The organism is Pseudoalteromonas sp. MMG024 (genome assembly GCF_021654175.1).
Taxonomy (GTDB): domain Bacteria; phylum Pseudomonadota; class Gammaproteobacteria; order Enterobacterales; family Alteromonadaceae; genus Pseudoalteromonas.
Genome location: NZ_JAKFZO010000042.1, coordinates 1 through 9,371, shown reverse-complemented (window position 1 = coordinate 9,371; position 9,371 = coordinate 1). Strand labels below are relative to the sequence as shown.

11 protein-coding genes are annotated in these 9,371 nt (G+C 36.1%); 6 read left to right on the top strand and 5 right to left on the bottom strand.

From position 1 onward, the window contains the following. The first annotated feature begins 202 nt into the window (after window positions 1-202). The 4 genes from L1068_RS21690 (at window position 203) to L1068_RS21675 (ending at window position 3,956) form a co-directional block, all read left to right on the top strand. Window positions 203-895, top strand: coding sequence for a hypothetical protein (locus L1068_RS21690; protein ID WP_237131944.1), 693 nt, complete (start codon window positions 203-205; stop codon window positions 893-895). A gap of 8 nt (window positions 896-903) precedes the next feature. After that, on the top strand, window positions 904-1,236 hold the full coding sequence (locus L1068_RS21685) for a hypothetical protein (protein WP_237131943.1): 333 nt from the start codon (window positions 904-906) through the stop codon (window positions 1,234-1,236). A 315-nt stretch (window positions 1,237-1,551) separates the two neighbouring features. Continuing rightward, the gene (locus tag L1068_RS21680; protein ID WP_237131942.1) at window positions 1,552-2,868 is read left to right on the top strand and encodes an integrase family protein; all 1,317 of its coding nucleotides are present in this window, start codon (window positions 1,552-1,554) and stop codon (window positions 2,866-2,868) included. 173 nt (window positions 2,869-3,041) lie between these two features. Beyond that, window positions 3,042-3,956 (top strand): NYN domain-containing protein, encoded by a 915-nt coding sequence (locus L1068_RS21675; protein WP_237131941.1) that lies wholly within the window; start codon window positions 3,042-3,044, stop codon window positions 3,954-3,956. Window positions 3,957-4,290: 334 nt separating this feature from the next. On the opposite strand, the gene L1068_RS21670 is transcribed toward L1068_RS21675, so the two are convergent. From L1068_RS21670 to L1068_RS21655, 4 genes are all read right to left on the bottom strand, one after another. Continuing rightward, window positions 4,291-5,040: a replication initiator protein A gene (locus L1068_RS21670; protein WP_275420015.1), complete on the bottom strand. Its 750-nt coding sequence runs from the start codon at window positions 5,038-5,040 to the stop codon at window positions 4,291-4,293. Between the two features lie 56 nt (window positions 5,041-5,096). After that, a complete protein-coding gene (locus tag L1068_RS21665; protein ID WP_033032042.1) occupies window positions 5,097-5,297 on the bottom strand; it encodes a helix-turn-helix domain-containing protein in 201 nt (66 codons plus the stop codon). A gap of 518 nt (window positions 5,298-5,815) precedes the next feature. Next, entirely contained in the window at window positions 5,816-6,193 is a 378-nt protein-coding gene (locus L1068_RS21660) for a hypothetical protein (protein WP_237131939.1), read from the bottom strand. A 59-nt stretch (window positions 6,194-6,252) separates the two neighbouring features. Continuing rightward, window positions 6,253-6,462: a hypothetical protein gene (locus tag L1068_RS21655; protein ID WP_237131938.1), complete on the bottom strand. Its 210-nt coding sequence runs from the start codon at window positions 6,460-6,462 to the stop codon at window positions 6,253-6,255. Between the two features lie 113 nt (window positions 6,463-6,575). On the opposite strand from L1068_RS21655, the gene L1068_RS21650 reads away from it, so the two are divergent. Then, the gene (locus L1068_RS21650; protein WP_237131937.1) at window positions 6,576-6,839 is read left to right on the top strand and encodes a helix-turn-helix transcriptional regulator; all 264 of its coding nucleotides are present in this window, start codon (window positions 6,576-6,578) and stop codon (window positions 6,837-6,839) included. Window positions 6,840-6,905: 66 nt separating this feature from the next. Here the strand turns inward: L1068_RS21650 and L1068_RS21645 are convergent, their stop codons facing one another. Further along, window positions 6,906-8,558: a DNA repair ATPase gene (locus L1068_RS21645; RefSeq protein WP_138579499.1), complete on the bottom strand. Its 1,653-nt coding sequence runs from the start codon at window positions 8,556-8,558 to the stop codon at window positions 6,906-6,908. A 507-nt stretch (window positions 8,559-9,065) separates the two neighbouring features. Here L1068_RS21645 and L1068_RS21640 point away from each other — a divergent pair. Continuing rightward, window positions 9,066-9,287: a hypothetical protein gene (locus L1068_RS21640; RefSeq protein ID WP_237131936.1), complete on the top strand. Its 222-nt coding sequence runs from the start codon at window positions 9,066-9,068 to the stop codon at window positions 9,285-9,287. The last annotated feature ends 84 nt before the right edge of the window (window positions 9,288-9,371 follow it).

Below are 9,371 nucleotides of genomic sequence, written 5' to 3'. Positions count from 1 at the left end.
CAATAAAATTATATTTCAATAAACATTTTTAAAAGGATATAAAAATGCGAATAATAATACTATTTATTGCTTTTTATTGCTTTTTATTGCTTTTCTATCGGTTTCATCATTTGCTTCTGATGAAACCGATTATCAAAATCTAGGTTATCACTACGAAATCTGTAATTCGTGTACATCTGAAACTCAATTTGAAAGTGTAGCAATGAAAGAAACGCCTATGGGTAAAGTTGTTGTGGCAAATTTAAATTCGGGAGCCATTTATGCTTATAAAGTGAAAACAGATAGAGAGCCGGGGTTTGAGATGCATTGGGCACTTCCTACCAATGTTCCTACAGAGGCTAGTGATGCTACTCAAAAGATCACGTCTTGGTTTAATCAGATGGAACAGCAATCAGGAAAACCAATAGATAGAAACAACCCTATTCTCCCTATTTTAATCCCTAGCTCCATTAATGGTGTTGATACAAGTAATGCACGAACTGTTATTACAAATATATCTTCATCAGATGCAGTATCAAATTATGCTAGACAAAAATCTATTCAGACATTAATGGATTTATTATCAACGGGCTTTAAATTGATTGTATTAAAGTTGAACATTACTGTTACAACGCAGTTTAGTTATGGTTCCACTGCTGAGTGGGTGCTTGTTAACCCGTTAGAAAGCAAACAGCCATATAGATATATCAATGGCACAGCCAAAGATAAGAATAATCAGCCTATTAGCAACAATGCTACTGGTGCAGCTGATTGGGGAGGACATGAGAACTGGTCAAACTATGGTTCCGGTAGTGGCGGTGGAACCATTCGAACGACATGTAAATCTTATACAATAAATTATTCATTTGGTAGGACTGGCACAGGTTCTGTCTGTTGGTATACATATACACCATAGGATAACTTATGAAGCAGTTATTTAAATATATTTTATCATTTGTTTTAGGAGCAATAGTAGCAAGCTTTGTTTCTTATAACATGTTGTATGGCTCGTTGCTCTATAGTCAGCTCCACAGCAGTATATTGTTTTATGAGAGATTGGATCAAAATAATAAAGAAGAGTTAAAAAATAACTTAGTCAACGTTTTGATTCCAATAGAATTATGTCGAGCTAATAATTTAATAAATAGCCCCTTATTTATTAAACAAGAATACTTAAACAGTGAAGTTGAGAAAGCGTTTAATATTCTGGGGATCTCGGATACTAGTAGAGATAGTTATTGTTCTTCTAGAATATAACAAAGCTGTAAATGTACTGGAGTAAAGAGGGCTTAGGTAAAAAAGGTTAAATGATAGAATAGTTTTAATATTCTAATGTGAATTAATAGATGGGATTATTTAAAATGGTGGCCCCACCTGGACTCGAACCAGGGACCTAACGATTATGAGTTGTAAAACAAGGATTTACTACGAGTTACTTTTTGATATAACTATTTACTAATTTTCATAGCCATATCATGGGGTTATTGAATAACCCTCACCTCTGATGCATAAATCATTATGTATTTCAGAACGTTAAATTTTACGTTCAAAGTAGCACAGAGGTAGCACCATATGTCAGACACAAAATTTCGCTTCACAGAATTGTCGCTTGAAAAGGTCGAATCAAACGGTAAACGCACTCGTTATTATGACAATCTATTGTCAGGACTCATTTTAGATGTGAGCGTAGCCGGTAAAAAATCATTTAGAGTTTATAAAAAAATACCAGGGAGAGACACACCGATTAATGTCACCCTTGGTTACTTTCCATCAATTACACTTGATGATGCGAGGCGAATGGCTAGAAAGGTAATGGCAGATATAGCAGAGGGTATTAATCCTAATGATCTTAAGCGCCAGTTTAGAGCTGCTTCGATTACTCTGAAAGAAGCTTTTGATTCATACATCGAATCTAGAGACCTCAAGCCTATAACTGAAAGAGGTTATAAGCAAAAAATGAACTGCTATCTACCGGACTGGCATAACAAGCGATTAGCCGATATTAATCAAACAATGATTTTAAAGCGCCAACGAGAAATCACCTCAAGAAGCCCAGCTCAAGCAAACTGCACTATGCGCCTATTGCGTGCTTTGTTTAACTTTGCCAAGGCTGAGTACAAGTCTTCGGAAGGACGCTCATTATTTCCAGAAAACCCTGTAGCCGCTCTTTCTGAAAAACGTAGTTGGAATAATATAAAACGCAAAACAACACGGCTGCGCCGTTCACAACTCAAACCTTTTGTGGACGCATTATACGAAGTCAGAAATGAAGCTGCCAAATATCGTCAGAATAGCCGCGTCGGTTTTTGTGATTACCTAGAATTTTTGATCTTTTCAGGCCTAAGAAGATCAGAGTTACTGCAACTTCCTTGGTCACAAGTGCACCTTGAAGATAGGATATTCATTTTAGAAGATACAAAAAACGGGTTGGACGTTGAGTTTCCAATTACAGATCGATTAGCTGAGATATTTAATCGACGAAAAGAATATAAAGTATCTGACTATGTGTTTGGGACAAACAGTAAAAAGGGCTACCTCACTGATCCTAAAAAAACGTTGAAACATGTATGCCAAATTGCAGGAGTAATAATCACTTCGCATGATTTGCGCCGTACATTTACATCAATGGCTGAGAGTAGCGGAGTATCAGGATACCTTCTGAAACGCCTTCTAAACCATATTACAGATAAAAGTGATGTAACTGCTGGCTATTTAATTTTAACCGCTGAGGAGCTTAAAGAGCCCGCAGAAAAAGTAACCGAAACAATAGCCAAATATGCAGGTTTGATTGAGCAAAAACCTGGCGATAAAATGAGTGAAATGAAAACTCTGTTGGCAAGCTTAACTAAGGAGCAAAAAGTAGAGTTAATGAGATCCTTACTACTGTAACTTTAAGGACCAATACTATATAACGGTGGATTAAATATAATACTTGACGGTTTCGTCAACTTCTCCTAAAATTCTTCATAACAACTTATCCATTCTTCACGCGCAGCTTGTCTCCTGGAGGGTGGGGGAAATAAACCGGCTTTTGCCGGTTTTTTCAATTATAGGCCACTATATTGGAAACAAAAGTATATATAGACGGATATAACTTTTATTACGGTCGTTTAAAGGGAACCAACTTTAAGTGGCTTGATTATTATACTTTATTCTATAGTTACCTACTTCAACGAAATTCTCATGGTAGTCCCAAACTCTCAGCTAAAGCAATAAAGTTTTTCACAGCTCCAATAGACGAACGAGTTGCTATGGATGCTCATTCTGTCTCAGATCAACACGTTTACCATACAGCGTTAAATAAACACCTTGGTGATAAAATAGATATAATTTCAGGGTATTACGACGTTTCTAAAAATAAAGCTAAGTTAGTTGATGGCGACAAAGAACCACGAGAGTGTGAAAGTGTTTATATTTGGAAGATAGAAGAAAAGCAAAGTGATGTTAATGTAGCAGTCCATGCAATTTTTGATACATTAATGGATCCAACAATTGAACAAGTAGTATTTGTATCTAATGATACAGACATATTACCAGCAATGCTTAAATTGAGAGAGTACAGGCAATTAAGTGGTAGACCTATAGTAATTGGCTTAGTTATTCCGAAAAAAGATGAAAGAACAGCAAATACCTCATTGATTCGAGCTGCTGATTGGCATATCCCAAACATTAGTGATTTTGAGTTACAGAGCTCCCAACTTCCAAACAGAGTTAATAAAGGCCGTAAACCAGCTTTTAAACCCAACTCTTGGTATGAAACACCAGAAATAGTGTCAGATATTTTAGGACTCTTAAAAGAGGCATACGGAAAAATGAATGAGGTCTATCGGTGGTTAGACTCCATACCAAAAAATTACCCTGAACATTTACCTAAGCTCGAAGCTTCTCCTTTCCAAGAAATGAATACCAAAGCTGGCTGTGAGCGTGTATTAGTCCACGCACAAGCATTGAGAGATTATAAGTTGGGCCAAAAGTAAAGGCTCAAAATTACTCCCCCTGAAGGCGGTTTCAATCCGCTGATACATGACCTCAACCTATCTCTAAATATCTGCTTTTTATTGTTAGTTGTACAGTTGATTTTAATCTAAACACATAAATGTGTTTATTTTTTTGTTTATAAATACGTTTAACGCTTTTCTCTATTTAGAACGTTGAATATCCAGCTACTACAAGGACTAGAGAGGATATAAAAAATCAAAAGTACGAATCATAAAAGTTAAATGTACGACAGCTTTCATCTGAAGTACGATACTATTCAAGATCAAAAGTACGACGTTATTCAAGATTAAAAGTACGATACTCACCTGAGTTTTATCCTTTCCGTAAAATTTCGGATTCAAGTTTTGTGCGTTTCACTTTTCCACTTTGAGTATCACGAAAAATAAGTAAACTCTCGCCTTCGACCTTCAACCTGTAATCGAGTATTTTGTCTATTTTCCTGAGGCGCTTTTTTAAATCCGCCAACGACGATCTAATTCCAATCCTTTCTCGTAAATTGTCCAGCTTTATAACTTGCTTAGTTGGTCTACCACAGCGCTTCCGGCAGACTTCATAAAGTCTACGATCAAATGGTTTAGATAATTGAAAATAATCATCATGTAATGTTAAGACATCATTGTCATCAACCGTCTCAATGAGCCAATCGGGCAATGTTACTTGCCAGCAACTTAAACCACTACCTTCGATTAACTTAAAGCCTTCGATGAGGCCCATACTTTCCAAAAATCTTCGGCCATTAAACTTGTAATCAGTAGTAATTAAAGTTCCTGCGAGTCGATATAAAGCCTTTTCAACAAGTTTGTACTCTTTTCCTGATGTTCCTCTCCCAGTAGCCTTTAGGAGATCATAGGTGTTGAAGCGAACCGTGTTACTGAGCTCTAACTTAGCATTTTTTGCAGCCATGATATGGCTTAAGCAATAAATGAGTATTTCTTTATCTTTGATGGTTGCTCGACCCAGGACGCTTGGAACAATTTTTATCGATACGCCTTTATATGAAAAATCCAAAACACCTTTAGACTTGCCGTCTAATGCAAACACAGGCCACACCATTGAAAACATATCTGATTTCAAATTGACATGAGTCATTTTGCATTCGAAATACGCCATAGCTAGCGTTACTTGTTTCTTGGTTGAGAAGCTAACCAGTTGTGAAAGTCTTCAACAGGGAAAAGTAATCGAGCGCCAATTTTAATGTGCGGTGGTAATGGGTAATTACCACAGCCTTGTTTGTTCTTAGAGATTTGATTAAAAAGAGCTTGTTTGCTGATAAAAAGTAAGTCGGCTACTTCTTCCGAACGATAAAATACCTTTTCCATTATTATTGACCTCAAAGCGTAAGTGTTGAGCTCAATTATTAGCTCAACATATTATTAATTAGTTGAGCAATAATGGTAATTTAGTGTTCCAACAGATGTCCTTGAAAAGCTAGGGGAACTTTCGGGGGGGTTTTAATGTTTTAGGGGAAAAGCAACACAACTTAGCAATTATAAAAATTAACTATTTGATTTTTATAGTTATTATTTTTTAAAATGGGGGTTGGCTAATAAAAACACCTACAAAAAAATTTGCTTGATAATCTTTTTAGGTAGGCTTTTGGAGAGGTTCTATGCAATATCATTTATATTTGAAATGAAACAAAACAGCGAAGAAGATCACAAGACTTAGAATCAAAGCGCAACCAACTAACAAAGGAGCCATGTTTAAATCCTGCCTTCTTTAATTGCTGCAAAAAGGTCATTTTTCAACTTGTAGTAACGACGAGTAGCTCTAATAGCTAACACCATTAAAACCCACGCTTGGAGCCATTCATATAAAGCCACAACTACAACCTCTGCTAATGCTTTGCAGTCGAGTATAGAGCAGATCCTTCCCAATTACACATAGCAATAATCCACTCACTAATATTTTGTTGCTTCTGCTCATTACATCCCATAAACGGAAAGGCGATTTTTTTGCTTCGAGATTTGAAGTGACTGAAAGGCTCTAATCTAATATCCCAAACTTCACCCATTTCATTTGTTACATCGAAAGCCAGCGCTTTTTGAGAAATCAAAGCAAAAAAGATTTCCTGCTCTGTCTGCACTTCTTTCTCAAATGATAGCCCTAATGGTTCACATTCAGCTTCGATACCAGCTAAACGGCTTTGAAACTCAGCTACTACAGGTATAAATGGCCTTAGCTCAACATTTTTGTATAGATCTAAAAGTAACATACATTGCTCCTTAAAATTAGGCATGCCTAATTTTGATCACTGTCCTATTCTTTAAGTGATTAGTAATAGGTGTCGTAAAGTTCACCACGTGATTGTGCATCCTCAGCTTCTTCTCGCGACATAAATTCACCATCAGCGATAATATTGCCCATACCATCATTCAATTTATCTAGTTGCTCGTTTTCTTTCGACGACTGCTCATCACTTGTAAATATACTTACCAGCAAGTAGATAGCCCCGACCAATACACACACAAACGTTTCAAGCATACTCATTCCTCCAAACTAAATTCGTTACAAAAGCTAAAAACTAAGGATTCCTTAGTATCCAGATTCAATTAAAGCTAAGAAACTCTTAGTTTTCAAGCTAAGAACAATAAATAATGAAAACTAATGACGAATCACCATTTCCAAAACGCTTAAAAGAGGCAAGAAAAGCTAAAGGGCTATCGCAAAAACAGTTGGGAATTTTGGCTGGAATGGATCAGTTTGCAGCATCAGCAAGAATGAACCAATATGAGAAAGGTGTACATTCTCCAGACTTTAAAACAGTGAAAGCTCTGGCTGATACTTTAGAAGTGCCAACTGCGTACCTGTATTGTATTGAAGATGAGCTGGCAAGTGTTATTAGGGAATGGTGCTTATAATACCTTCCCCATGTGTCTTCATCTCAAATAACTATCCCTTATAGAGGTTATTTGAAAGCCCCTTTGTTAAGAAGGCCTTTTATCAATTGCTAAGCTTCTCCATAACATCTTGTGTATATAGACAATAGAAGTTTGCTCTATGAGTTTAGGAGTTAAGTTTTGAGTTCTATCATGGCTCCACTTTACAGTGCTTGTCCCATCAACTTTGATACCAACAATGCCTATTTTGTATAGCGTATACAAAATATTCTGCCTAACTTGAGTCATGAAAGAGAGAGATGATGGATAGCTAGATTTAACATAGTCATGTGCGCTTTTGACGGCCAAGTCACCTTGCTCTTTAGGGATTTCTATTAAGCCCAAAATTACTTGCTCTAATTCTTCATCTAAAATGCTAGAAACTTTAAATTTACTATTTTTATGATGTAATAGTTCAATATATTTTTCTAACAATTGGTGCTCAGTTCGCCATTCAAATTTAAGTGACTCCAAACGCCCTTGAGAATAAGCTAGTTCTGCTTGCTTAATCATTGAACCTGTAATTTCAGTTTTTCCTTGTGCTTCAATAAGACACTCATTAACAAATATAATAGCATCTCTGGGCCTCATCAATGTCCTATCTAAAATATAATCAAGAGGTGTAACCTTATCTATTTTATTCGGAAAGATATCTTCAAAAAAAACTTCACTATTAGTGTATTTGTTCTTTAGTAATTGGTTAATCCTCATATCTAACAGGCTTTTGAGCTGAGGGCGATTCCATCCCATTTTTAAATAAAAACTATTGTACTTCTCCGGTTGAAAGCCTGAATCTTTAGTCTTATCAAGCACTCGATGAAGCAAGTCTGTTCTAAGAGTAATAACTATTTTTACTGGTTTTATTGCTCTAAACTTTTTAATTGTTTCAATTAAAGCCTTGATTAACTTATATCTAAGCTCATCATCTACCCAGTTTTCATCAAGTCTATCTATAACAATAAATGTTTTTTGCTTTCGGTCATTAAAAATATCATCAGCAAGAATATTTACCAACTTTGCTAATTTTTCAATTTGGACAGTATTTACAACTTTTTTTCCATAGTGGATTACTTCTGACTTAACCTCTTCTGTCATTGCCCCTCCTGCACCTCCAGTGATTTTTACACCTGGTACATTTGAAGAAATCGAAGATTTTAGGCTTGCTTCAAGCTTTTCTGTTAATTCTTTGATTCTGGTTTCAGTATCGACCCAAAATTTGTCCCCCCACTCTTCAATATACTTCAAGGCTTGTTGTTTTTTATAATTACCTGACAGCAGGTTGGTTATTAAATCAATGAAGTTGGTTTTTGCTTGAATGGAGTCAATGTTATATTTATATTTGATAAGCTCAACTGCGAAAGTATGCTGCCAAAGCAAATTATAAAAAATATCTAAATTTACACCTAAACCCTCAAAAAAATTTAAGACTGTAGAATTTGAAATATGTCTTAACGCTAAAGATTCTGGTTCAATCCTAATAACATTTTCAGAGCTACTTTCTAGTTGCTCCAAAAGAGCACTTTTTCCAATGCCTGTTCGACCTAAAACAATTGATTGCGGGGCTTCTGTATTTTCTATAACTTCAAAGTCACCAATATCAACAAAACAATCAGCTAAGAAGTTTAAATCGTTTTCTGCATCTGCCTCACCAATAGACATATGCTTCTTAAATACAAAATCTTGTTTAGGACTTTTCGCCATTCTATTTCCATATAAACCTAAGAATCTTCAACCTATATACTTTCACATGTTGGGCAAAACTTAAACTATGTTGATTAAAATAGCTTTAAGATTTGAATTTTAAAAATGAGGCATCATGAGCAATTGCCTCCTCTTTTCTGGGCTTCGCCCATACCCCGCTATGTAGAAGCCTAAAATAGGCATACACATAGCGGGGTATGGGCTCTTGAGCATCTTACACGCAGATTTTTATTTGCAGATTGAAATATTAATTAAAGCTGCTAATCTAAATGTTAATCAAGCCCTACGGGCAAGAAAAAAACAGGCGCTTTTCTGCTGCCTTCAACACGTCGTTACATTCTCTGTAACCCCCATTTCAGAAGCTTTTAGCTTCATCATAAAACCAAGTCTTTTGATTTTTAGGCGCGATCAGTCCGAGCCTTACGCATGCGTAAAACAGGGGCGAATAGGCGTTAGCCGCTGAGCTTAATCAGCCAGTTTTTCTTACAACCACACCGGAGAATAACTATGACCTTTAATGCCAAAGCAGAAGCATTGCGCCTAAAAAATGAGAAAAAATTGATCAGTAAAAAACGATTTAAGCCATCCAAGCTAGATAAACATAAACAGCGACTTCTGGCTCTTTACGAAGAAGATATGAGTATAGCCAATCTACAAAGATGGCTCTTGCGTAAAGGAATGAGAGTACATTGGACAACTGTAAAGCGTTGGATACAAAAGAATGCCTAAGTTCGCAAAACCAGAAACGCAAGCGGAGAAGCTGGCTAAAAGCTTATATAAGCACAAAATTATTAAATCTCTAGGGACTGCTCG